This is a genomic window from Mesorhizobium caraganae, assembly GCF_016836705.1.
Taxonomy (GTDB): domain Bacteria; phylum Pseudomonadota; class Alphaproteobacteria; order Rhizobiales; family Rhizobiaceae; genus Mesorhizobium; species Mesorhizobium caraganae.
In genome coordinates this window covers 12,650-35,546 of record NZ_JAFCGY010000046.1, presented here as the reverse complement: position 1 = coordinate 35,546, position 22,897 = coordinate 12,650, and the positions used below count along the sequence as shown (strand labels likewise).

The following is a 22,897-nucleotide window of genomic DNA, read 5'->3' as shown; positions in this document are numbered from 1 at the left end:
CGACGGACTCTGCGGTATCCTCTGACGTAACTTCTGCGGCGGTAGCTTCAACAGCCGCATCCGGCTCCGCACCCTCGGCCGGTGCTTCGGTGACAGCATCCGCTGCGGCGGCTTCCGCCGCAGCCTTTGCAGCCGCTTCCGCCAGCATTGCCGCAGCCGCTTCCCGCGCCGCATTGTCCTGCGCTTCGAGCCGCGCCTTCACCTCTGCAGGCGGCTTCGGCTCGGCGCGGTAGCCGAGACCCTTCAGGATCTCTTCCATGTCGTCGGCGGTGGCGCCGAGGATCGACATCATCGGCGGCGTCACCATGAAGGACTGGCCGTCATAGGCGCCATCCGGGCGCTGGCCGAGGCCGGGCTTCCAGTTGGTCGCGGGGCGGATCAGGTCGGCCAGCCGTTCCAGAATGTCGATGCGCACGGCGCGGCGGCCGAGATTGCGGTAGCCGGCGAGCTTGTAGAAGGTCTTGTCGAAAGCCGGGTCGATGACCACCGAGGTGCGGCCGGAGGCCAGGGCGTGCACCACGTCGCCGAAGCCGGGCTTGTCCTTGCCGTCATTCTTCAGCGCCCACAAAAGCGTGATCAGCCCGGCGGGAGCCGGCTTGATCAGCGCCGGCACGAAGACGTGGTACGCGCCGAAGCGGACGCCCAGCCGACGCAAGGCGGCGCGTCCTTCCTGGTCGAGCGACTTCATTTCTTCGGCGATGTCGCGGCGGTTGATGAGGCCGAAATGCTCGACGAGCTGGAAGGCGATGCCGCGGCCGATGCCGGTGATTTGCTCGGCATTCTTCAAGTCGACCAGCGGCTTCAGCAGCGACTCGATCTGGAAATTGACGAAACGCTCGGCGCGCGCGGCGACCTTGTCGCGGGCGGGGCCGGTCAGCTGCTCGTCGGCCAGCAGCACCAGGCGCGGCTTCAGCGCGTCCTCGCCGGCAACCAGCGTGCCGATCGGTGCGCCGATCCAGCGCAGCGTGCCGTCGGAGCCCAGCGCCAGGTCGCCATTGGCGCAGGCGCCGAAGCGTTCGGCGCGCGCCTCGAACTCGGCGGCCAGCGCCTTTTGCGCTGCCGTGCGCACGGCCTTGGCGTCTTCGCCGCCGGCGCTCTGGTCGGCGGTGAAGCGGAACCCTTGCAACTCGCCGACATGATGGCCTTCGACAAGGACGGTTCCGGTAGGACTGATTTCGGCTTCAGGCATTGTATTTTCTCTAAGGCGCCGCATGAGGACGGAAGTCCTGCGGTCTACAAACCGTTTCGTCAACCGCTCATGCAGCGCATCCGACAATCTGTCTTCGATTTCGCGCGTCTTTTCCTGCCAGTGTGCCTGATCGGCCAGCCAGCCGGGCCGGTTGGACACGAATGTCCAGGTGCGGATCTGGGCAATGCGGTGCGACAGCGTGTCGATATCGCCCTCGGTCGTGTCGGCCCTGCGCACCTGCTCGGCCATGTAGTTCTCGTCGACATGGCCGTGTTTGGCGAGGTCCGTGTAGATCGAGGCGATGAGGTCGGAGTGCTGGGCCGGCGCGATCTTGCGGTAGTCGGGCAGCGCGCAAGCCTCCCACAACAGCGCCACGCGCTTGGCGTTGGTGGCGAGCGCGCGGATGTCCTCGTCGCGGGAGAGATGCTCGAGCGCCTGCGCATCGACCGCCGGCAGCGCCCGCGTCAGCCCTTCGACCGGGGCGTTGGTCTCGATCGAACGCTTCAGTGCGTCGAGGCTGGCGAAATCGAAATGCGCGGTGCGCCATTGCAGCACCTTCACCGGGTCGAACTCATGGCCTTCGATGCGCTTGACCAGCTCCTCATCCAGCGGATCGACCTGACCGGTGACGCCGAAAGTGCCGTCGCGCAGATGGCGGCCGGCGCGGCCGGCGATCTGGCCGAGCTCGGCCGCTGTCAGATTGCGGTACTGGTAGCCATCGAATTTGCGGTTCTGGGCGAAGGCGACATGGTCGAGATCGAGGTTGAGACCCATGCCGATGGCGTCGGTGGCAACGAGATAGTCGACGTCGCCCGCCTGGAACATTGCCACCTGGGCGTTGCGGGTGCGTGGGCTGAGGGCGCCGAGCACGACGGCGGCACCGCCCTGCTGGCGGCGGATCAGTTCGCCGATGGCGTAGACCTCGTCGGCGGAAAAGGCGACGATGGCGGTGCGACGCGGCAAACGGGTCAATTTCTTCGAGCCGGCATAGGCGAGATGCGACAGCCGCGGCCGCGTCACCACGGAGACGCCCTTCAACAGGCGCTGCAGGATGCCATGCATGGTGGCGGCACCGAGCAGCAGCGTTTCCTGGCGGCCGCGCAGATGCAGGATGCGATCGGTGAAGATGTGGCCGCGTTCGAGGTCGCCGGCAAGCTGCACCTCGTCGATGGCGACGAAGGCGGCGTCGGTGTCGCGCGGCATGGCCTCGACGGTACAGACCGAATATTTCGCACCGGGCGGCTGGATTTTTTCCTCGCCGGTGATCAGCGCCACCTTGTGGGCGCCGACCTTTTCGCAGACGCGGGCGTAGACTTCGCGGGCCAGAAGGCGGAGCGGCAGGCCGATGATACCGCTCTCATGTGCCACCATGCGCTCGATGGCGAGATGGGTCTTGCCGGTGTTGGTCGGACCCAGCACGGCGGTCACGTCGCGGCCCGACAGGATCAGTGGCTCGGTGTGTTTCGGCTGGATGTTCATCGGCCCGGAAATGAGGCTTTCTGCATCGTGTTGTCGGGAGCGCGCCTCGCATGGCGCGTATGACAGGCGACACATAGGGATTTCGGGCGCGAAGCGAAAGCGGAATGTTCCGGCCGTCAGTTCGGGAGTCTCGTTCGAGGTCCGGATTCGCTCCCGATTAACAGTTGGAACGAGTCTGGAACGAATCGGCTACGAATCAGTGACTCCAGCAGATTCAGCTTTTGTTCACGGCTACATGTGGATTTTGCGGCCGGGAGTCTCACCACATGCTGAATCCATTGAACTGGCCCGATTCATGCAGGGCGGGCTTTGCCATTAACCTTCGCCAACGAAGAATGGCCACTGCTCAGCGGTCATTGGCCAAGGTTATGAAATTATTGTCTTTTCTTAACCAGCTTTAACCATTTGGCAGGGCTTTCGGCCTTCGCCATTAACGTTTCGGTCAAAGCCGGAACGAATCGGCGACGAATCAGCGATAGGCGGGGTTTCCCGATTTGTTCACCCCAATATGTTGTGTTATCCACAGCTTGTCCACCGAGAATTCACAGCTTGTGAAGCGGTTTTCGCGCAGGCCAGGCGGACCCCGTTAATCTTTGCGTGCCGGAAGGGGCAATCGCCACGACAGCACGCTCGGTGACCGACGGTCAACCCGCGTCGTGGCCTGTTGCATAACGTTGCAAAACCGGTCCGACATTTCGGATGATTTCCTCATGCGATAGGGCCACGACGGGCGCAAGCCGCAACAGATATCGGCACGTCGCCAGGCCCAGCAACTGGCTGGCAACCAGCCCGGCGCGCCGTCCGGCGTCGGCTGGGTCGCCTATCGATGCAACCATCGGCCTCACCTGGTTGGCAAAGACGTCCCGGACCTTCTCGGCCGCGTGCTCGTTCGACGCAGCCGAGCGCAGCAGGATTATCATGCCGGGCCCGTTGGCCGGACCTTCCCAGTTTACGAGAAAGCGCCTGATCAGCGTGTCGCCGATCATAGCCGGGTCGGTCCGCTGATCGGGCAGTTTCAGGTCGACGACCGCCGCCCTGGCGAACAGCTCATCCTTGCTGTGGAAATAGCGGATCACCATGGCTGGATCGATCGAAGCCTGTGCGGCGACATCCCGAATGGATACCCCGTCATAGCCGCCCTCGGCGAAAAGGCGGCGCGCGGCTTCGAGGATCTGGGCCCGTGTGCGGTCCGACTTGGTGATTTTTTTCGGGTGATTCTCGGTCATGAACATGCATATGCCAACACCTGTTGACAAATGCAACCGAGCTCATTAGAAAGTCAACGATTGTTGATAAATGGAGATGGGGAAATGCTGCCCGAGACAACGGAAGTCCTGATCATTGGCGCCGGCCCGACCGGCCTGGCGCTGTCCATCGCGCTGCATCAAGCCGGCGTCGATCATGTGCTGATCGACAAACTGGCGCACGGCCTGCAGACCTCGCGCGCCGGTGTCATACATGCGCAGACGCTGGAATCGCTTGAGCCGTTGGGCGTCACGCAGCGGCTGAGCGAGCTTTCGGTGAAGCTCGAGAATTTCGCCATCCGCGACCGCAACCGGGCGCTGCTCAAACTCGATTTCGGCAAGCTTCCATCAAGATATCCTTACCTGATGATGCTGCCTCAGAACCTGACCGAGCAGGTATTCGCCGAACGGATCGCAACCTTGGGCGGCGTCATTCATCGCGAAGTCGAGGCCGTGGCGGTCGTTCAAGACAGTGACGGCGCTCGGGTAACAGTGGTGGAGCATGGCAGCGAAAAACTCATATCGGCACGCTACGTCGTCGGCGCCGACGGCATGCAAAGCCTCGTGCGCAAATCGACCGGCATCGAGTTCGACGGCGAGGCCTATGACGGTTCCTTTGTGCTGGCCGACGTTCGACTCGACTGGCCGGTCGGACCGACCGAAGTGTCGCTGTTTTTCGCACCGGCGGGACTGGTCGTGGTGGCGCCGCTGCCGGATGGATCATACCGTGTGGTCGCGACAATGGAGGACGCTCCAGAAAAGCCTGATGTCGTCGACATCCAGGCATTGCTCGATAGCCGTGGGCCAACCACGACGAGGGCCCGCGTGCTAGACCTGACGTGGAGTTCGCGTTTCCGGGTGCATCACCGCCTGGTCAGGGCATATCGCAAGGATCGGCTGTTCCTGATGGGCGATGCCGCGCATGTCCACAGTCCCGCAGGTGGGCAGGGCATGAATACCGGCATCATCGATGCGGTCGTGCTCGGCCAGTTGCTGGGCGATGTGGTGAACGGTGCGCGCTCGGAGGCCGAACTCGACCACTACGAGACGCTGCGCCGGCCGGCGGCGCAGGAGGTCCTCGACCTTGCGGGCCGGATGACCGAGATGGCGCTTGCGCGAAATCCGGTGGGGCGGTTCGTGCGCAATCTGGCGCTTTCGGTGGTGAACCTCAGCCCGTTCCTGAAGCGCCGCATTGCGCTGAAACTGTCGGGGCTCAGCCGGGCGCTGCTCGCGCGGCTGCCGGCGCCCGCAGGCAAGCCGGGATTTTTCGATCGTGCCAAGCCTGCTGAAAAACCGAACCTGAAACACGCCGCCTGACGACGTCAGGCGGCTGGCCTCAGATCGGGGGGCTCACATCGTGCCGGCTGCAAGGATTTGCAGCGGTCGAAGTATCAGGCGAAGTACTGGCCGCCATTGGCGGTGATGGTCGAGCCGGTGATGAAGCCGGCGTCCTCGGAGGCGAGGAAGACGACGCAGCGCGCGATCTCCTCCGGTTCGCCGAGGCGGCCGACCGGGATCTGCGGCAGGATGCGCTCGTTGAGCACCTTCTCGTCGATCGCTTTGACCATCTCGGTGGCGATGTAGCCGGGGCAGATGACGTTGACGGTGATGCCCGCGCGAGCGCCTTCCTGGGCAAGCGCCTTGGAGAAGCCGATGTCGCCGGCCTTGGCGGCGGAATAGTTGACCTGGCCGGCCTGGCCCTTCTGGCCGTTGATCGAGGAGATGGTGATGACGCGGCCGAACTTGCGGTCGCGCATGCCGCCCCACAGCGGATGCGTCATGTTGAAGACGCCGGAGAGGTTGGTGTCGATGACTTCTTTCCACTGCTCGCGCGTCAGTTTGTGGAACATGGCGTCGCGGGTGATGCCGGCATTGTTGACCAGCACCGAGACCGGGCCGAGATCGGCCTCGACCTGTTTGATCCCGGCGGCGCAGGCATCGTAGTCGGCGACCGACCATTTGTAGGTCTTGATGCCGGTTTCCCCGCTGAACTTCCCCGCAGCCTCGTCATTGCCGGCATAGTTGGCGGCAACCGTGTAACCCGCATTCTTCAGGCCGATCGAAATGGCGGCGCCGATGCCGCGCGATCCACCGGTGACGAGCGCTACTTTGGTCATGAAGTTCCTCCTCCCTAAGGTTTTTGGTGAATGGTCAATTTGGTGAATGGTCAATAGTGAATGGTTGAATGGCGAGCGATGTGTCGCCTTCGACCATTCACCATTGGCTATTCACCATTCACTCTTTTCACAGCGCTTCCACGCACAAGGCGACGCCCATGCCGCCGCCGATGCAGAGCGTGGCGAGGCCTTTCTTGGCGCCGCGGCGGCGCATCTCGAAAACCAGCGTGTTGAAGACGCGCGCGCCGGAGGCGCCGATCGGATGGCCGATGGCGATGGCCCCGCCATTGACGTTGACGATCGACGTATCCCAGCCCATGCCCTTGTTGACGGCACAGGCCTGTGCGGCGAAGGCTTCATTGGCCTCGACAAGGTCGATATCCTTGACCGACCAGCCGGCCTTCTCCAGCGCCCGCTTCGAAGCGGGAATAGGTCCGGTGCCCATGATCGCCGGATCGACGCCGGCGGTCGCCCATGACGCGATGCGCACCAGCGGGGTGATGCCGCGCCGCGATGCTTCGGCCTCGGTCATCAGCAGCGCGCCGGCAGCGCCGTCATTGATGCCGGAAGCGTTGGCGGCGGTCACTGTGCCGTCCTTGTCGAAGGCCGGCTTCAGCTTGCTCATGGCGTCGATGGTGGCGCCGTGGCGGATGTATTCGTCCTGGTCGACAATGGTGTCGCCCTTCCTGCCCTTGATGGTGACGGCGACGATCTCGTCCTTGAACTTGCCGGCCTTCTGTGCCGCTTCAGCCTTGTTCTGCGACGCCAGCGCGAACTGGTCCTGGTCGTCGCGGGTGATCTGGAACTGGCGGGCGACGTTCTCGGCGGTGTTGCCCATGTGATAGCCATTGAAAGCGTCCCACAGGCCGTCCTTGATCATGGTGTCGATCATCTTGTAGTCGCCCATCTTGACGCCGGCGCGCAGATGCTCGGCGTGCGGCGACAGCGACATCGATTCCTGGCCGCCGGCGATGATCACCTTGGCGTCGCCGGTGGCGATCTGCTGCATGCCGAGCGCGATGGCGCGCAAGCCCGAGCCGCAAACCTGGTTGAGGCCCCAGGCGGTGGTCTCCTTGGGCAGGCCGGCATTGATCGATGCCTGGCGGGCTGGGTTCTGGCCCTGGGCTGCCGTCAGCACTTGGCCGAGAATGACCTCGTCGACTTCGCCCGGCTCGACGCCGGCGCGCGACAAAAGCTCCTTGATGACCACGGCGCCAAGCTCATGCGCCGGGGTGGCGGCGAAGGCGCCGTTGAAGGAGCCGACAGCGGTGCGCGCGGCGCTGGCGACAACGATTGAATTGGCAGCGGACATGTTTCTCTCCGGACTTCGAGGTCGTATTCTCTAGTGTTGTTGGGACTTTTCTTGCCCGTTCCACACCCCAAGTCAAACCGGAAATGGGCATGCCGGCCATGCGCCGCAAGCAGGGCGCGAGCGGCCAGCGCGGTCGCCGGGCCTTTGCTGCGCAGCATATTTGGCCTGCCATGCAGCATTAAATGATGCCGCACTGCACAAACCGCTTGGAATTATGGAGCTTTTGCGCATATCCTTAAAAATGGCGCAATCGTTACCGGCGGCTTACTCAGGCACGCCGGTGTCCCGGGAGGATGCTGATGGCCGCGAAAGACGACCCAATCATTATCAAGAAATATGCCAACCGCCGGCTCTACAACACCGGCACCAGCACCTATGTGACGCTCGAGGACCTGGCCGAAATGGTCAAGAAGGGCGAGGAGTTCACGGTGCAGGACGCCAAGACCGGCGACGACATCACCCATCCGGTGCTGACCCAGATCATCTTCGAGCTGGAGAACAAGGACGGGCAGAACATGCTGCCGATCCCGTTCCTGCGTCAGCTGATCGCGTTCTACGGCGACCAGATGCAGATGATCGTGCCGAGCTTCCTCGAACAGTCGATGATCGCCTTCTCCAAAGAGCAGGAGCGCTTTCGCGAGCAGATGAAGGGCGCCATCGGCAAGTCGCCGCTGGATGTGATGAAGATCGCCACGCCGATCAAGGCGCTGGAAGAGCAGACGCGGCGCAACATGGAAATGTTCCAGAACGCCATGCGCCTGTTCACGCCGTTCCCGCCAGCCGCCTCGAATGGCACTGCCGCGGCTGCGCCCGAGCCGGCCCGCAAGGAAGCGCCGGAAAAGAGCGGCGACGACCTTCAGGAGTTGAAGGAACAGATCGCCGCCATGCAGCGCAAGCTCGACACGATGTCGTAAGACTGGCGCGGCCTGGCCTGACCGACCCTACCGGTCGGGGCCTTGCCCTCACGGGTCGATTTTCAGCTGCCACGATTCCCAGATCTCGTCGGGCTGCCCGCCGAGTGAGCGATAGAAGGCTTTCGCCGGCATGTTGGATTTCAGCACCGTCCATTTGATGGCGGATGCGCCAATGCCGGCGGCGTATTGGCGAAGCCGTGCAACAAGCGCATGGCCGACCGCCATGCCGCGCGCTGCCTCGGCGACGTAGAGTTCCTTGAGCCAGACGACCGGCTTCAGGTCGTAGGTCCACGGGATGATGTAGTGGACGGCGATGCCGACGATCACGTTCTCTCGCTCTGCCACGAGCACGCCGAACCGGGGCGATGGCCCCAGCCCGTGTTCGACAAGGTCCGCTTCGGTGAGGCGGAACTTGTCGTCATAACCCTCGAAGATGGCCAGCGCCCGCATAAGCGCGAGCACCGCGCCAACATCCTGCCGTCCGAACGGACGGACCATAATCGCCGCCATCTGCCTGCTTTCGCTTGTCTGCAAGGTCGACCATATCGCGTACACTCTCCCGCGCCAGCCTAGAGCATGATCCCGAAAAGTGGAATCCGGTTTTCGGAAAAGATCATGCTCAAACAAAGAGATAGAGTGGTTCGGCGTTTCCGTGAAACGATGAACCACTCTAGTGCTGAACCAAGGCTCATGCGTGCAAGACGCCTGGCTCCTTGCCGGAAGTGAAGGGGAGTTCCTCGTCCTGCCAGCCGGTAATGCCGCCGATCATGATCTTCACGGGACGACCGAGGCCGGCCAGCTTGAAGGCGGCCCGATCCGCGCCATTGCAATGCGGTCCCGCGCAATAGACGACGAACAGCGTCTCTACCGGCCACTCTGCCATCCGTTCGGCCGATATTTCGCGGTGCGGCAGACGCAGCGCGCCCGGCACGTGCCGGCGTTCATAGGCTTCCGGCGAACCAACCACATGCAAAAGGACAAAATCTTGATCGCCGCTTCGCAGCGCCGCGGCGACGTCGGAACAGTCGGTCTCGACGGAAAGCCGGCGCAGGAAATGGTCCCGGGTGATTTCCGGCGATGCCGTCGGAATGTCTGTCACGTAGCTCATCGATGATCTCCATTGCTGATGCGACGGAGAGATAAAGCACCAGGTACAGCGATTGCAGCTGGCAGCTTTGCCATATATCGTCAAGATCATGCCAAATATGCCTTCCGCCAATCCGCGCCCTGCGAACCCTCTCGTCGTTGCCATTGCCTATGACGGTCTGTGCACGTTCGAGTTTGGCGTGGCGGTTGAAGTCTTCGCCTTGCCCAGGCCGGAAATGGGAACGGATTGGTACCGTTTTGCCGTTGCCGGGATCGATGCCGGCGAAATGCGCGCGCTGGGCGGTGTGCGCATCGTTGCCGATGGCGGGGCTGATCTGATCGGCCAGGCCGACACGGTGATCGTGCCTGGCTGGCGCGGATCGGAGGCGCCGGTGCCGCCGGCGCTGATCGAGGCGCTTCGCAAGGCGAACGAGCGCGGCGCCCGCATTCTTTCGATCTGCTCGGGCGTGTTCGTGCTTGCCGCCGCGGGCCTGCTTGCCGGCAAAAGGGCGACAACGCATTGGCGCTATAGCGATAAGCTGACGGAGATGTACCCAGACATCACCGTGGTTCCAGATGTTTTGTACATCGATGAGGGAAATGTCCTGACATCGGCCGGGAGTGCCGCGGGCATCGACCTTTGCCTGCATCTGGTGCGGCGCGACTTCGGTACCAAAGCGGCAAACATGGTGGCGCGTCGTCTGGTGGTGCCGCCGCACCGTGACGGCGGCCAGGCGCAGTATGTCGAGAGTTCCGTTCCCGAGCCGCACGAGCGCAGCCGGCTCGGGCCTTTGATCGACAGAATGCGCGCCAATATTTCGGCCGACTATCCCGTCGCCGTCCTGGCCGAACTAGCCGGGATGAGCGAGCGGACATTTCTGCGCCGGTTCGCGGCCGCAACCGGCGTTACGCCGGCGCGCTGGCTGCTCTCGGAACGGCTTTCGCGAGCGCGCACGCTGCTGGAAGACACCGCCATGCCGATCGAGCGGATTGCCGAGACTGCCGGCTTTGGCGCGGCAGGCACGTTGCGGCATCATTTTCGTCAGCAGTTCGCCACGACGCCCGTCGCGTACCGTGCGCGGTTCGGGAGCACTTCTAGGTCGGGCTGAGGGGGTTCTATTTTACGCAATTCCGGACGGAAACCGCTTCACACTTTTCCTGGAATTGCTCAGGTCAAAGACCCTTCATAGCGGCCACGCGGCCTGATGATGCTGCCGCTCATGATCTGCTCGACCGTATGCGCGGCCCAGCCGACGCTGCGCCCAAGCGCAAACAGCTGGAATGGTGCATCGCGTGGCAGGCCAAAACTGCGCGTCAGCGCGGCCAGGGCGAAGTCGATGTTCGGGCGCGTGCCGGTCGCAGCGATGGCAGCTTTTTGCAGTTGCTGCAGCGTCTCGTCGACGGGAATAACTGCAAGAAGTGCGGTGGCACGGGGGTCGCCATCGGGATAGAGCGGATGGCCGAATGCCGGCAAGGGCCGGTCGTGGCCGAGCCAGCGCCGGATCGCCGCCTCGGCGCCGTGCGCCGCTGCATCCTCGGCCAGTTGCATGACTGCTTCGCCGGCGCCGCCGTGGCGCGGGCCGGTCAGCGTCGCCAGGCCAGCCAGCAGGCATGCGGCGGGCGAGGCCCCGGTCGAGGCCGCGACGCGGGCCGTGAAGGTCGATGCGTTGAGTTCATGATCGGCAAGCAGGACAAGGGCGCAGCGGATCGCCTCCGCGCCGATATCGTCCGCCGACCAGCCCCGCGCCAGACGCCGATGCATAGGCTCCGTGCCGCCCGCGGCGCCTAGCGATTGCGCCAGCGCCCCTATTGTGTGCGCGGCCTCGGTACACAGCGAGGCGGCGCTGCGTCCAAGCGACGGCCGCCCCTGGCTGGCAAGCATGGCAAGCTGCGCAAAAGCCGAAGCGCGACCGGCTGGATGAGGCGCCTCAGACGATGGTGTTTTGAAAGCCACCGGTTCGGGCAGGGCCCAGAGCAGAGCGGCGGTTTCCTCCAGCGTGGCGGATTTGGACAGCGCGACGGCATCCTGCCCCCGGTAGATGAGGCGACCGTGCACAACGGTCGAAATCGCCGTGGCGATCGACGGCTCGCCCCAGGCGATCGCGCTCTCGGCGATGGCCGAGGGACTGCGGCCGCGCGCGCGCCGGGTGGCAAGTGCGGCGATGTCGTCAAGGCGATACTGGCTGCGGCGCGGGTCGGTCTCATCGGGCCGCATGCCGATGCGGCCACGGCTGACATAGGCGTAGAGCGTCTGCGGCCGGACCTTGAGCCTTTCCAGCGCCTCTTCCCGCGACAGCCATTCGGACATTTTGACCCCTGATATTGATTATGTTGATCAAGATTGATGAGCGCGTGGTCAACTTTTATATTTCGCCGAGCAAAGCTGCAAGGAGATGAGACATGGCGAACGGGCTCGATGATGTGGTGGCGGCGGAGACGGTGCTCTCCGATGTCGATGGCCTCGGCGGCCATCTGACGATAAGGGGCCATGCCTTGCCGGAATTGGCCGGCCGGTGGCGCTACGCGCAGGTGGTTCGCCTGCTGCTGGACGGTTTCTTCGACGATCTGCCCAGCGATGCGGAACTGGCGGCAAGACTGGGCGAAGGTCGCGTCGAGGTGTTCGAGCGGCTCAAACCTTCGCTGCCGCTTCTGGCGCCGCTTGACGTCTACAGCGCCATGCGCGCCGGCATGGCGCTGCTGCCGGACGGCGAGACGCTGGCGGACGCGTTGCGGCTGATCGCGGCGCCCACGGTGCTGACGCCGGCCCTGCTGCGTTTCAAGCGCGGCGAGCAGCCGATCGCACCGGACGCCAAGGTCGATCATGCAGCCGACATGTTGCGAATGCTCAAGGGGGCGGTCCCGTCGCCGGCTTTGGCAAAAGCGCTCGACACCTATCTGGTGACCGTCTGCGACCACGGCCTCAATGCCTCGACTTTTGCTACCCGCGTCGTCGCTTCGACGCAGGCCGGGCTGACATCTTCTGTTTTGGCCGGGCTAGGCGCGCTCAAGGGGCCGCTGCATGGCGGCGCCCCCGGCCCAGTGATCGAGATGCTCGATGCAATCCAGGCGCATGGCGATGCCGCCACCTGGCTGCGCGACGAAGTCCAGCATGGCGAGCGCATTATGGGCTTCGGCCATCGCATCTACCGCGTGCGCGATCCGCGCGCCGATGTGCTGAAAGCGGTGGTGCGGCAACTTGGCGGTGAAGGCGATACCGGCCGCCGGCTGGCCTTTGCCGAAAAGGTCGAGCAGACCGCGCTCGAGGTGCTTCGCATCGCCAAGCCGCAGCGCTCGCTGCAGACCAATGTCGAGTTCTACACCGCGTTGGTGCTGGAGGCGGCGGGCTTTCCGCCAGCGGCGTTCAGCAATGTCTTTGCTGCCGGGCGCGTCGCCGGTTGGATCGCGCATGCGCGCGAACAGCAGACCACGGGCCGGCTGATCCGGCCGCAGTCGCGCTATGTCGGGCCGGTGCCGAAGCTTGTTGCCTGAGGCTCCAGGCCTATTTCGGAAGAACATGGCCTCTCCGCCTCACGGCGGAGAGGCTTTTCTTTTATGACCAAAATTTCATGTGATCACGCGACCGTGTTCGTGTTCTTGCCTCGGCAATCCCTTATATGCTGCACTGCAACATAAGTCCGCTGCAGTCGAACTCGCCCGATTCCCGGGCGGGATAAGGCAGCAGCGACCAAACCGATACAGGAACGCCATGACGAAGAACGGCAAGGCGGAGGAAACCAAGAAGAGCAACATCGCGCTGCAAGGCGGCGGCTCGCATGGGGCTTTCTCCTGGGGCGTGCTCGACCGGCTGCTGGAGGATGGCAGGCTCGACATTGCAGCGGTGTCCGGCACCAGCGCGGGCGCCATGAATGCGGTCGCGCTGGCCGACGGCTTCGTGCGCGGCGGCGTCGACGGCGCGCGGCAGAAGCTCGACGATTTCTGGCGTGCGGTGGCGGCGAAGGGCCGGTTTAGCCCGGTGCAGCGCATGCCGTGGGACGTCGCCTGGGGCAACTGGTCGATCGAAAACACGCCCGGCTATTTCTTCTTCGACACCATGTCGCGGGTGTTTTCCCCCTATGTCGCCAATCCGCTCGGGCTCAACCCGCTGCGCGACGTGGTCGAACAGGAGATCGATTTTGCCAATGTCCACGCCTGCAAGTCGATGGAACTGTTCATCTCGGCGACCAATGTCGAGACCGGACAGTTGCGCGTCTTTTCCGACGGCGAGATCGATCTCGACACGGTGATGGCCTCGGCTTGCCTGCCGCAATTGTTCCGCGCCGTCGAGATCAAGGGCGTGCCCTATTGGGATGGCGGCTATGGCGGCAATCCGGCGCTGTACCCGTTCTTCAAGACGGCGGCAACCGAGGACGTGCTGCTGGTGCAGATCAATCCGGTGGTGCGCGAAGGCACGCCGAGAAGCGCCAACGAGATCCAGAACCGCATCGACGAGATCACCTTCAATGCCGGGCTGCTGAACGAATTCCGTTCGATCGCCTTCGTCAAGGAACTGATCGCCGCCGGCCGCCTGCCGCGTGGCGAATACCGTGACATCCGCATGCATCGCATCGATGCCGACGAGGCGTTCAAGGATCTGTCGGCGTCGTCGAAGGTCAATGCCGAATGGGCTTTCCTGACCTATCTGCGCGACCTCGGCCGCATAGCGGCGAGCGACTGGCTGGAAGAGAACTACGACGCCGTCGGCAAGCGCCCGACGCTCGATCTTTCCGGCGAGCTCGACGACGGCTTCAAGCCGGTGCGCGGGCCGGCGCCGGGTCGGCGGGTCAAGGAATTCCTCGCCGCGCGCAAGAAGCCCGAGGCAGAGCGCCGTCAGGCCTGAAGGGCGAGGTCGATCACCTTGACCAGCGCGGCCACGGCCGTGCGCTGTTCGTCCGGGTCGCTGATGCGCGCCTTCATGCCTTCCAGCCCGTCAAGCAGCATGTCGGAGAGCAGCCGCGCCGACAGGCCCTTGGCCGCCAGGTCGGTGCCGTTGCGCCTGGCCTCGTTCTCGATCGCCGTGGCGATATGCGCGCCAAGGCCGTCGCGCCAGCAGCCGACGAGATCGGCAAGGCTCGACTTCATGTCAAGCAGCTCGGCGCCGTGCGGCGAGGCAATGACGGTGCGCATCATCGAGATCAGGGCTTCGTCAATGGCTTGCGTCATTCGCTCGGGGAAGGCGCGATCGCCGGCCAGCGCCACTTTTGCCGCCTCGACCGATCGCGACAAAATCATCATCGCTATGGCGCGAAAAATGTCGGTCTTGTTCTTGAATAGCAGATAGAGGGCCGGCCGCGACATGTCGGCGGCACGCGCAATGTCGTCCATGGTGGTGCGCGAAAAACCATAGGCCAGGAACACCTTCAAGGCGCCGTCCAGAATGCGGGTGCGCCTGGGGTCTGTGGTGGTGATGTCTTCGATCTGATTCACGGCTGCGACACTATCTGCGGAACCTCTATTGACAAAATTACGAAATTTGTCAACGTGTAAGGCGAGATGGCAGTCGACCATTTCGCCCGGGCTATGGACGACAACGAAGGGTATCCCATGCGCCTCACAGTCGACGGCCAGTCGTTCGACATCGATGCCGATCCCGAAATGCCGCTGCTGTGGGCGCTGCGCGATCTCATCGGCAAGACCGGGCCGAAATTCGGCTGCGGCATCGCCGCCTGTGGCGCCTGCACGGTGCATGTCGACGGCCAGCCGGTGCGTTCCTGCTCACTGCCGGTTGGCCACGCGACAGGCGCCATCACCACCATCGAGGGCATCGGCACGCCCGGCAAGCTGCATCCGGTGCAGCAGGCCTGGCTGGAGGAGCAGGTCGCGCAATGCGGCTATTGCCAGGCCGGCCAGATCATGAGCGCGGTGGCGTTGCTCGACGAAGTCGCCGATCCGACCGACGCCGACATCGACAATGCCATGGGTGGCAATCTCTGCCGCTGCGGCACCTATCCGAAGATCCGCGCCGCCATCAAGAAGGCGGCCGTCCTCAAGACGGCGAGGCTCTGATCATGGCCAGTGTCGGAAAGATCGCGCGGCGCAGCTTTCTCATCGGCGCGGCCGCCATCGCCGGTGGCGTTGCCGTCGGCTATTATTATTACCGCAAGCCCTACCCGAACCCGCTGCAGGGCGATCTCGCCGCTGGTGAGGCGACTTTCAACCCCTATGTGAAAATCGGCGCCGACAACACCATTACCATCGTCGCCCCGCGCGCCGAGATGGGACAGGGCATCTCGACGACGCTTGCCGTTATGGTCGCCGAAGAGCTCGATGTCGGTCTCGACCAGGTCAAGGTCGAACACGGCCCGGCCTCCTACGCCTATTACAATGCGGCGATCCTGGAAGAGGGCGGCCCGTTCGCTTTCTTCGACGAGAGCATGACCGCGGAGGCGGTGCGTTCTGGTCTCGGCGTGGTCGGCAAGTTCCTCGCTTTGCAAGGCACCGGCGGCTCGGCCTCGACGCGCGATGGTTTCAACAAGATGCGGCAGGCGGGCGCCGCCGCGCGGCAGATGCTGATCGCGGCGGCGGCGCAGAAGCTTGGCGTCGCTGCTGCCGATCTGGAAACGGCCAACGGTTCAATCCTGCACAAGGCCTCAGGCAAGTCGTTGACCTATGGCGAAGTGGCGGCAAACGCTGCCGCGATGGCGCCACCGGCCGAAGTCCGGCTCAAGGACAAAGCCGACTGGAACCTTCTGGGCAAGCCGCAAAAGCGGATCGACATGCTTGCCAAGGTTACCGGCGCGCCGATCTTCGGCATCGACGTCAGCCTGCCGGACATGGTCTATGGCACGGTGAAGATGAGCCCGCGCTTTTGGTCGAAGCCGGTCAGCGCTGACGTCGCCAAGGCCGAAAAGATGCCCGGCGTGATCAAGATCGTGCCGCTCGAAACCAACTATGGCCATGGCTTCGGCATCATTGCCGAAAACACCTGGGAGGCATTCAAGGCGGCGGAAGCGATCGACGCCCAATGGGCCGATGCCGAATATCCGCCGGACAGCGAAGCAATTGCCGGGGTGCTGAAGCAGGCGCTAGGCGCCGAGGGCTCGGCGATGCGCGACAATGGTGATGTCGCCAAGGCCTTTGCCGGCGCACCGCCCGAAAAAATCATCGAGTCCGACTATGCCGTGCCCTATCTGGCGCATGCGACGATGGAGCCGATGAATGCGACGGCGCGGCTGAAAGACGGCGTGCTCGACATCTGGTGCGGCAACCAGGCGCCGACCTTGGTGCGCCAGCTCTGCGCCAACGTCCTCGGCATCGAGCAGGACAAAGTAACGGTCCACACCACCTTCATGGGCGGCGGCTTCGGCCGCCGAGTCGAGATGGACTATGCGTTGTGCGCGGCGCTGATGGCGAAAGCGGCCGAGGGACGGCCGGTCAAGGTGACGTGGACGCGCGAAGAGGACATGCGCCACGACGCCTACCGGCCGGCGGCTGTCGGCAAGTTCCGGGCGCGGCTCGGCGATGACGGCCTGCCGGTGGCCGTCGACATGACGATCGCCTCGCCATCGGTGATCGCTGGCACCTTGCGCCGGCTGTTCCCTTCGATATCGCCGATCGGGCCAGACAAGACTATCGTCGATGGCGCCTACGACCAGCCCTACACCATCCCGAATTACCGGGTGAGCGCCATTGCCGCCCCGGTCACCATCCCTGTCGGCTCATGGCGCTCGGTCGGCAGTTCGATCAACGGCTTCTTCCACGAAGGATTTCTGGACGAAATCGCGGTGGCTGGAAAGACCGATCCGGTCGCGTTGCGCAAGACACTGATGGCCGCCTATCCGGCGGCGGTGGCGGTGGTCGAGAAAGTCGCCGCGATGGCGAAGTGGGATGAGGCGCTGCCGCCCGGCAAGGCCAAAGGCATGGCGTTCTCGCTGTCCTTCGGCAGTTGGGTCGGCGAGATCGTTCAGGTCGCCGACACGCCCGCCGGCATCCGCATCGAGAAGATGTGGATCGCCGCCGATGTCGGTACCGCGCTCGACCCAGGCATCATCGAGGCGCAGCTTATCTCGGCCGCCATTTATGGGCTGTCGGCGGCCATGGGTCAGGAAATCACCTTCGCCGATGGCATGGTCGAACAGTCGAATTTTCACGACTTCGATGCCATGCGCATCTTCCAGTGCCCGGCCTTCGAAGTCGCGATATTGGAGAATTTCCACAAGATGGGCGGTGTCGGCGAGATCGGCACGCCGCCGGCGGCTCCGGCACTGGCCAATGCCATTTTCGCGCTCACCGGCAAACGCATCCGAACGCTGCCGCTGTCGAAGGCGGTGGCCTTCGCATGACAAAGCTCCTCATCATCCTGACGTCTGTTGCCACCCTGTTGTCAGCGGCGCTCTTCGCAACCGCACAAGAAAGCCAGACACCGGCGCCGATGGCGGTCGACACCGCCAAAGGCTTGCCCGAATGGGACAAGATCTACGCCGTGTTCTCGCATCCGCGCTGCGCCGACTGTCATGTCGCCGACGACCGGCCGCGCTGGTCCGGCGCTCATTATGGCGGCACGCGCGTTCATGCCTTCAACATCCAGCGTGGCGCCGACGGCTCCGGCTTCGGCAATCCGGGCCTGCGCTGCACCACGTGTCATTTCGCCAGCAATTCCAGTGCATTGCACGGACCGCCCGGTGCCGAGAACTGGCATCTGGCGCCGACCGAGATGGTCTGGTTTGGCAAATCCTCGGCGGAAATCTGCGCCCAGATCAAGGATCGCAACCGCAATGGCGACCGCAGCCTGGAGGATGTTGCGCTGCATGTGCGCGACGACAAACTGGTCGCCTGGGGCTGGGCGCCAGGTGCCGATCGTGAGCCGGCGCCCGGCTCGGCCGAAGCGACCTATCAAGCAATCGAGAACTGGATGGCGGCAGGCGCGCCGTGTCCCCTGACACAATGATCGCGCAACTTTTGTGACTATATTGCGCTGCAACTTTGATGTAGAAGCGCGGGTCGCCGTTCACGGCAAATTGAACACGGCACAGCGCGCACCCATATCGGCGACGCGCCCGAGTTGAAAGACGCGGAAGCTCCTACATGACGGCCCTCTGTTAGAAAACGATTTGGCCGAACCCCGCAGTGGAAAAACAATGATGCCGAAAATCAGGTTTCACAAGCTTGCCGCTATTGTTGTGCTCATCGGTTTCGCCGCCTGGATGGGGACAGGCGCGTTCTCGTCTGTCGGCAGCGCCGCCGTCGAAGACGCGGCCAAGACAGGCGATCAGGCGAAGCCAGGCGATCAGGCCAAGGCGCCGGATGCAGCCAAGGCCGCAGAGGCTGAGTCCAAGGCGCCGCTACGCACCGTCGCGGTGGTGACGCCGCCGCGCAAGACCTATGCCCGCGCCATCCGCATTTCCGGGCTGACCGAAGCCGACAAGCGTGCTGTGCTGGCCACGCGCGTCGCCGGCGTCATCGAAAAGCTGCCGGTCAAGCAGGGCGATCACGTCAAGACCGGCGATCTGGTGCTGATGCTGGCGGCGGAAGAAAAGATCTCGATGGTCGACAACGCCAAGCAGCTTGTTGTGCAGCGCCAGGCCGAACTGGACGCGTCGCTAAAGCTGATGAAGACCGGCAATTTGCCCAAGCTGCAGCTCGACACGGCGCGCTCCAACCTGACCGCGGCGCAGTCCCAGCTGGAGACGGCGCAGGCCGAACTCGACCGCAATCTGGTCAAGGCGCCCTTCGACGGCGTCATCGACCGGGTGCCGGTGGAACTCGGCAGTTCCGTCATGCAGGGCGGCGAAGTCGCCACCATCCTCAAGCTCGATCCGGTGATTGCGCGCGGCGAAGTCAGCGAGCGCGACCTCGGCTATCTCAAGCTCGGCGACAAGGCCGCGGTGCGGCTGGTCAGCGGCCAGACCGTCGAAGGCACCGTGCGCTACATCAGCCGCGACGCCTCGTCGGCAACCCGCACCTTCCGCGTCGAGATCGCCATTCCCAATGGTGACGGCTCGGTGCCGGCCGGCATGACGGCCGAGATTGCGCTCAGCGCGCTGCCGACCGACGCCGTCATGCTGCCGCGCTCGGTGGTGACGCTCGGCGACAAGGGCGACCTCGGCATCCGCGCCGTCGACAAGGACAACAAGGTGGTGTTCTTCCCGATCGACCTGGTCGACGACTCACCTGGAGGCCTGGTGCTTGGCGGCATTCCCGCCGATGCCCGCGTCATCGTCGCCGGCCAGGAGCTGGTCAAGGAAGGCGATGTCGTCAAGCCGGTCGAAGCCGATCAGGCGACCATCCAGAAACTGTTGGGCGAAGCGACAACGCAGTAGCGCCGGAATGGCCCCGGGCGGGGACAACCGGCTGCAATGCGGCTCCTGAAATCTTGAGAACAGGCGTTAGCCATGGATATCGTCAAACTCGCGATCAACAATGCCCGCCTGACCATTTCGGTCCTGGTGTTCCTGCTGCTGGCGGGCTGGGTTGCCTATGAGTCGACGCCGAAGGAAGCGGAACCCGACGTTCCGATTCCGATGATGTATGTCAGCCTGGTCTATCAGGGCATTTCGCCGGAGGATTCCGAGCGCCTTCTGCTGCGGCCGATGGAAAGCAAGCTGAAGAGCCTGAAGGGCCTCAAGGAAATGCGCTCGGCCGCCTTCCAGGGCGGCGGCTATGTGCTGGTCGAGTTCCAGCCGCAGACCAATCTGGCGACCGCGCTGCAGGACACGCGCTCCAAGGTGCAAGACGGCAAGGCCGACCTGCCGCAGGCCGCCGAAGAGCCTGTCGTCACCGAGGTCAACATTTCCGAATTCCCGGTGCTGGTGGTGACGTTGTCGGGCGAATTGCCCGAGCGCGTGCTGACGGCCGCCGCGCGCGAATTGCGCGACCGCATCGAGGAAGTGCCGGGCGTTCTCGAAGGCTCTCTGCAAGGTTCGCGCGACGACCTCGTCGAAGTCGTCATCGATCCGATGAAGCTGTCGTCCTACGGCCTGCAGCTCGACCAGCTGATCGGCGCGGTCGGCGCCTCCAACAGCCTGGTCGCCGCCGGCAACATCGAAGGCTCGGAAGGCAAATACGCGGTCAAGGTGCCGTCGCTGATCGAAACGCCCGAGGATGTGGCGTCCTTGCCGGTTGTCGCCGGCCCCAATGCCGTCGTGCAGGCCAAGGACATCGCCACGGTGCGTTCGACCTTCGCCGATGCCGAGACGATCACCCGCCTCAACGGCAAGCCGGCCATCGCCATCGAAGTCAAGAAGCGCATCGGCGCCAATCTGATCGACACGCTGGCCAAGGTGCGGGAAGTGTCAGACGCCTACGTCAAGACCATGCCGGAAGGCATGAATATCACCTACACGCAGGACAAGTCGGTCTTCGTCAACCAGCTGCTGGGCGACCTGCAGAACCATGTGATGATCGCCGTCATCCTGGTGTTCATCGTCATCCTCTATGCGCTGTCCGGCCGCGCCTCGCTGCTGATCGGCCTTGCCATTCCGTCATCCTTCCTGATCGGCATCCTGTTGCTTGCGATGATGGGCTACACGATCAACATGATCGTGCTGTTCAGCCTCATCCTGGCGGTCGGCATGCTGGTCGATGACGCCATCATCGTCACCGAATTCGCCGAACGGCGGATGGGTGAAGGCATGCCGAAGGCCGAAGCCTTCGCGCTCGCCGCCAAGCGCATGGCCGGTCCGGTCATCGCCGCGACGATGACGCGCATCGCGGCGTTTTCGCCGCTGCTGTTCTGGCCCGGCATCATCGGCGACTTCATGAAATACATGCCGATCACGCTGATCGTGACGCTGTCGGCCTCGATGCTCTACGCGCTGGTGTTCGCGCCGACGCTTGGCGCGATCTTCGCCAAGGCGCCGGAGCATCACGAGGGCGACAATCGCGACGGCTGGTACATGGCGCTGGTCAAGCAGGCGGTGCGTTTCCCCATCACCGTGCTGGTGCTCACCGCGGTCTTGCTGACCGGCGTCGGCTTCGCCTATTCGAAATTTGGCGCCGGCGTCGAGTTCTTCCCCAGCGTCGAACCCGATTACGGCCTACTCTATGTGCACGCCCGCGGCAATCTTTCGCTGGCCGAAATGGATACGGCGACCAAGATCGCCGAAAACCGCCTGCTCGGCTGGCCGGGCGTGAAATCGGTCTATACCCGTGTCGGCAAGACGCAAGGCGGCGGCCAGGACGTGCCCGAAGATGTCGTCGGCGTCATCCAGTATGAGTTCATCGACTGGCGCGAGCGCAAATCGGCGAACCACATCCTGGACGAGTTGCGCGCCGTCATGGCCGGCATTCCCGGCGTCGATGTCGAGGTGCGCGTGCCGGAGGCAGGTCCTCCCACCGGCAAGGCGATCCAGCTCCGGCTTTCGGCCATCGATCCGAAGGGGCTCGACGACCAGGCCCGCGCCGTTGCGGCGCGCATCGCCAAGGTGCCCGGCGTCATCGATATTTCCGACGGTCTGCCGCCGCCCGGCGTCGACTGGGCGCTCGAGGTCGACCGCGCCAAGGCGGCGCAATACGGCATCAGCCCGACCTCGGTTGGCACGGTGGTGCAATTGGTGACCAACGGGCTGAAGTTGTCGGAATATAGGCCGGCCGGCGCCGACGATGCAGTCGACATCCGGCTGCGCCTGCCGGAGGACCGGCGCACGCTGTCGACGCTCGACGAGCTTCGCGTGCAGACCTCACAAGGCTCGGTGCCGATCTCGAACTTCGTCGTGCGCAAGCCGGAGCCGACGGTCGGCATCCTCAACCGCATCGACGGCGCGCGCACCGTGGTGGTGCAGGCCAACGTCGCCGCCGGCACGCAGGTTGCGGCGGTGCAGGCGGAGGTGGCAAAGGCGGTCACCGACATGAAGCTCGACAGCGGCATACGCTGGAAGCTCGCCGGCTCGAACGAGGACAGCGCCGAAGCCAGCGCCTTCCTCGGCAAGGCCTTCGGTGCGGCGATCTTCCTGATCTTCCTGGTGCTCTTGATGCAGTTCAACAAGTTCACCAGCGTGCTTCTGGTGCTGTCCTGCGTGGTCATGGCGACGATCGGCGTGTTCCTGGGCCTGCTTCTGACAGGCGAGGCGTTCGGCATCGTCATGTCGGGCATCGGCGTCATCGCGCTGGCCGGCGTGGTGGTGAACAACAACATCGTGCTGATCGACACCTATGACCGGCTGCGCGAAGAGGGCTGGGACAAGATGGAGGCGGTGCTGCAGACCTGCCGCGAACGCGCCCGCCCGGTCGTGCTGACGGCGGTGTCGGCCATTCTCGGCGTGCTGCCGATCGCCTTTGGCCTTGGGCTCGAAATCTTCCATCACGAGACGACGATCAACGCGCCGTCGACGCAATGGTGGATTTCGCTGTCCTCGGCGATCGTCTTCGGCCTGTCCTTCGCTACTTTGCTGACGCTGGTGGTGACGCCGTCCATGCTGATGATCTTCACGCGCAGCAAGAACAGCCGCTTCTACGCGTTCTTCCGCCGGATATCCGGCCGCGACAAGAAGCCCGATGCCCCCTCGAGCCCGAGACCGGATCCGCTCGACGAACCGGCAATCGCCTTCCCGAAAGCCGCCGAATAGGCCAGCTTCGATCAGTCAGACAAAAGGCCGTCCGGAACAACCGGGCGGCCTTTTGCA

At 64.0% G+C, this 22,897-nt stretch carries 18 protein-coding genes; 10 read left to right on the top strand and 8 right to left on the bottom strand.

Annotated features, from left to right (window positions below):
* On the bottom strand, positions 1–2,668 hold a 2,668-nt coding region (locus JQK88_RS33190), incomplete at its 3' end, for a helicase-related protein (protein ID WP_203280770.1).
* A 644-nt stretch (positions 2,669–3,312) separates the two neighbouring features.
* A complete protein-coding gene (locus JQK88_RS33185; protein ID WP_203280767.1) occupies positions 3,313–3,894 on the bottom strand; it encodes a TetR/AcrR family transcriptional regulator in 582 nt (193 codons plus the stop codon).
* An 84-nt stretch (positions 3,895–3,978) separates the two neighbouring features.
* Between JQK88_RS33185 and JQK88_RS33180 the strand changes: the two genes are divergently transcribed.
* On the top strand, positions 3,979–5,229 hold the full coding sequence (locus JQK88_RS33180; protein ID WP_203280766.1) for an FAD-dependent oxidoreductase: 1,251 nt from the start codon (positions 3,979–3,981) through the stop codon (positions 5,227–5,229).
* Positions 5,230–5,303: 74 nt separating this feature from the next.
* Here JQK88_RS33180 and phbB read toward each other — a convergent pair whose 3' ends face one another.
* Both phbB and JQK88_RS33170 read right to left on the bottom strand, forming a co-directional pair.
* On the bottom strand, positions 5,304–6,029 hold the full coding sequence (gene phbB / locus JQK88_RS33175; RefSeq protein ID WP_203280765.1) for an acetoacetyl-CoA reductase: 726 nt from the start codon (positions 6,027–6,029) through the stop codon (positions 5,304–5,306).
* Between the two features lie 127 nt (positions 6,030–6,156).
* A complete protein-coding gene (locus tag JQK88_RS33170; RefSeq protein ID WP_203280764.1) occupies positions 6,157–7,341 on the bottom strand; it encodes an acetyl-CoA C-acetyltransferase in 1,185 nt (394 codons plus the stop codon).
* A gap of 299 nt (positions 7,342–7,640) precedes the next feature.
* Between JQK88_RS33170 and phaR the strand changes: the two genes are divergently transcribed.
* Positions 7,641–8,255, top strand: coding sequence for a polyhydroxyalkanoate synthesis repressor PhaR (phaR, locus tag JQK88_RS33165; protein WP_112559628.1), 615 nt, complete (start codon positions 7,641–7,643; stop codon positions 8,253–8,255).
* 48 nt (positions 8,256–8,303) lie between these two features.
* On the opposite strand, the gene JQK88_RS33160 is transcribed toward phaR, so the two are convergent.
* Both JQK88_RS33160 and JQK88_RS33155 read right to left on the bottom strand, forming a co-directional pair.
* Positions 8,304–8,753, bottom strand: coding sequence for a GNAT family N-acetyltransferase (locus tag JQK88_RS33160; RefSeq protein ID WP_203280763.1), 450 nt, complete (start codon positions 8,751–8,753; stop codon positions 8,304–8,306).
* 190 nt (positions 8,754–8,943) lie between these two features.
* Positions 8,944–9,363, bottom strand: a complete 420-nt coding sequence (locus JQK88_RS33155) for a rhodanese-like domain-containing protein (RefSeq protein WP_203280762.1) — start codon at positions 9,361–9,363, stop codon at positions 8,944–8,946.
* An 88-nt stretch (positions 9,364–9,451) separates the two neighbouring features.
* Between JQK88_RS33155 and ftrA the strand changes: the two genes are divergently transcribed.
* Positions 9,452–10,450 (top strand): transcriptional regulator FtrA, encoded by a 999-nt coding sequence (ftrA, locus tag JQK88_RS33150; RefSeq protein WP_246750149.1) that lies wholly within the window; start codon positions 9,452–9,454, stop codon positions 10,448–10,450.
* A gap of 59 nt (positions 10,451–10,509) precedes the next feature.
* Here ftrA and JQK88_RS33145 read toward each other — a convergent pair whose 3' ends face one another.
* A complete protein-coding gene (locus JQK88_RS33145) occupies positions 10,510–11,649 on the bottom strand; it encodes a citrate synthase (RefSeq protein WP_192247553.1) in 1,140 nt (379 codons plus the stop codon).
* A gap of 92 nt (positions 11,650–11,741) precedes the next feature.
* Between JQK88_RS33145 and JQK88_RS33140 the strand changes: the two genes are divergently transcribed.
* Positions 11,742–12,830: a citrate synthase/methylcitrate synthase gene (locus tag JQK88_RS33140; protein ID WP_203280761.1), complete on the top strand. Its 1,089-nt coding sequence runs from the start codon at positions 11,742–11,744 to the stop codon at positions 12,828–12,830.
* Positions 12,831–13,047: 217 nt separating this feature from the next.
* On the top strand, positions 13,048–14,178 hold the full coding sequence (locus tag JQK88_RS33135; RefSeq protein ID WP_203280760.1) for a patatin-like phospholipase family protein: 1,131 nt from the start codon (positions 13,048–13,050) through the stop codon (positions 14,176–14,178).
* Here the strand turns inward: JQK88_RS33135 and JQK88_RS33130 are convergent.
* Positions 14,169–14,765 (bottom strand): TetR/AcrR family transcriptional regulator, encoded by a 597-nt coding sequence (locus JQK88_RS33130; RefSeq protein WP_192247561.1) that lies wholly within the window; start codon positions 14,763–14,765, stop codon positions 14,169–14,171. The genes JQK88_RS33135 and JQK88_RS33130 overlap by 10 nt on opposite strands.
* A 117-nt stretch (positions 14,766–14,882) precedes the next feature.
* On the opposite strand from JQK88_RS33130, the gene JQK88_RS33125 reads away from it, so the two are divergent.
* The 5 genes from JQK88_RS33125 to JQK88_RS33105 all read left to right on the top strand — a co-directional run bounded on the left by JQK88_RS33125 (position 14,883) and on the right by JQK88_RS33105 (position 22,840).
* Positions 14,883–15,344 (top strand): (2Fe-2S)-binding protein, encoded by a 462-nt coding sequence (locus JQK88_RS33125; RefSeq protein ID WP_192247564.1) that lies wholly within the window; start codon positions 14,883–14,885, stop codon positions 15,342–15,344.
* 2 nt (positions 15,345–15,346) lie between these two features.
* Positions 15,347–17,620, top strand: coding sequence for a xanthine dehydrogenase family protein molybdopterin-binding subunit (locus tag JQK88_RS33120; protein WP_203280759.1), 2,274 nt, complete (start codon positions 15,347–15,349; stop codon positions 17,618–17,620).
* Complete coding sequence (locus JQK88_RS33115; protein ID WP_203280758.1) at positions 17,617–18,225, top strand: hypothetical protein; 609 nt, start codon at positions 17,617–17,619, stop codon at positions 18,223–18,225. The genes JQK88_RS33120 and JQK88_RS33115 overlap by 4 nt, the downstream gene beginning before the upstream one ends.
* A 193-nt stretch (positions 18,226–18,418) precedes the next feature.
* Complete coding sequence (locus JQK88_RS33110) at positions 18,419–19,597, top strand: efflux RND transporter periplasmic adaptor subunit (protein WP_203280757.1); 1,179 nt, start codon at positions 18,419–18,421, stop codon at positions 19,595–19,597.
* 72 nt (positions 19,598–19,669) lie between these two features.
* Entirely contained in the window at positions 19,670–22,840 is a 3,171-nt protein-coding gene (locus JQK88_RS33105; RefSeq protein ID WP_203280756.1) for an efflux RND transporter permease subunit, read from the top strand.
* Positions 22,841–22,897: the final 57 nt, after the last annotated feature.

Coding starts and splice junctions, on each gene's coding strand:
- JQK88_RS33185 (WP_203280767.1), bottom strand. CDS start 3,894: ATGACCGAGAATCACCCGAAAAAAATCACCAAGTCGGACCGCACACGG.
- JQK88_RS33180 (WP_203280766.1), top strand. CDS start 3,979: ATGCTGCCCGAGACAACGGAAGTCCTGATCATTGGCGCCGGCCCGACC.
- phbB (WP_203280765.1), bottom strand. CDS start 6,029: ATGACCAAAGTAGCGCTCGTCACCGGTGGATCGCGCGGCATCGGCGCC.
- JQK88_RS33170 (WP_203280764.1), bottom strand. CDS start 7,341: ATGTCCGCTGCCAATTCAATCGTTGTCGCCAGCGCCGCGCGCACCGCT.
- phaR (WP_112559628.1), top strand. CDS start 7,641: ATGGCCGCGAAAGACGACCCAATCATTATCAAGAAATATGCCAACCGC.
- JQK88_RS33160 (WP_203280763.1), bottom strand. CDS start 8,753: ATGGTCCGTCCGTTCGGACGGCAGGATGTTGGCGCGGTGCTCGCGCTT.
- JQK88_RS33155 (WP_203280762.1), bottom strand. CDS start 9,363: ATGAGCTACGTGACAGACATTCCGACGGCATCGCCGGAAATCACCCGG.
- ftrA (WP_246750149.1), top strand. CDS start 9,452: ATGCCAAATATGCCTTCCGCCAATCCGCGCCCTGCGAACCCTCTCGTC.
- JQK88_RS33145 (WP_192247553.1), bottom strand. CDS start 11,649: ATGTCCGAATGGCTGTCGCGGGAAGAGGCGCTGGAAAGGCTCAAGGTC.
- JQK88_RS33140 (WP_203280761.1), top strand. CDS start 11,742: ATGGCGAACGGGCTCGATGATGTGGTGGCGGCGGAGACGGTGCTCTCC.
- JQK88_RS33135 (WP_203280760.1), top strand. CDS start 13,048: ATGACGAAGAACGGCAAGGCGGAGGAAACCAAGAAGAGCAACATCGCG.
- JQK88_RS33125 (WP_192247564.1), top strand. CDS start 14,883: ATGCGCCTCACAGTCGACGGCCAGTCGTTCGACATCGATGCCGATCCC.
- JQK88_RS33120 (WP_203280759.1), top strand. CDS start 15,347: ATGGCCAGTGTCGGAAAGATCGCGCGGCGCAGCTTTCTCATCGGCGCG.
- JQK88_RS33115 (WP_203280758.1), top strand. CDS start 17,617: ATGACAAAGCTCCTCATCATCCTGACGTCTGTTGCCACCCTGTTGTCA.
- JQK88_RS33110 (WP_203280757.1), top strand. CDS start 18,419: ATGCCGAAAATCAGGTTTCACAAGCTTGCCGCTATTGTTGTGCTCATC.
- JQK88_RS33105 (WP_203280756.1), top strand. CDS start 19,670: ATGGATATCGTCAAACTCGCGATCAACAATGCCCGCCTGACCATTTCG.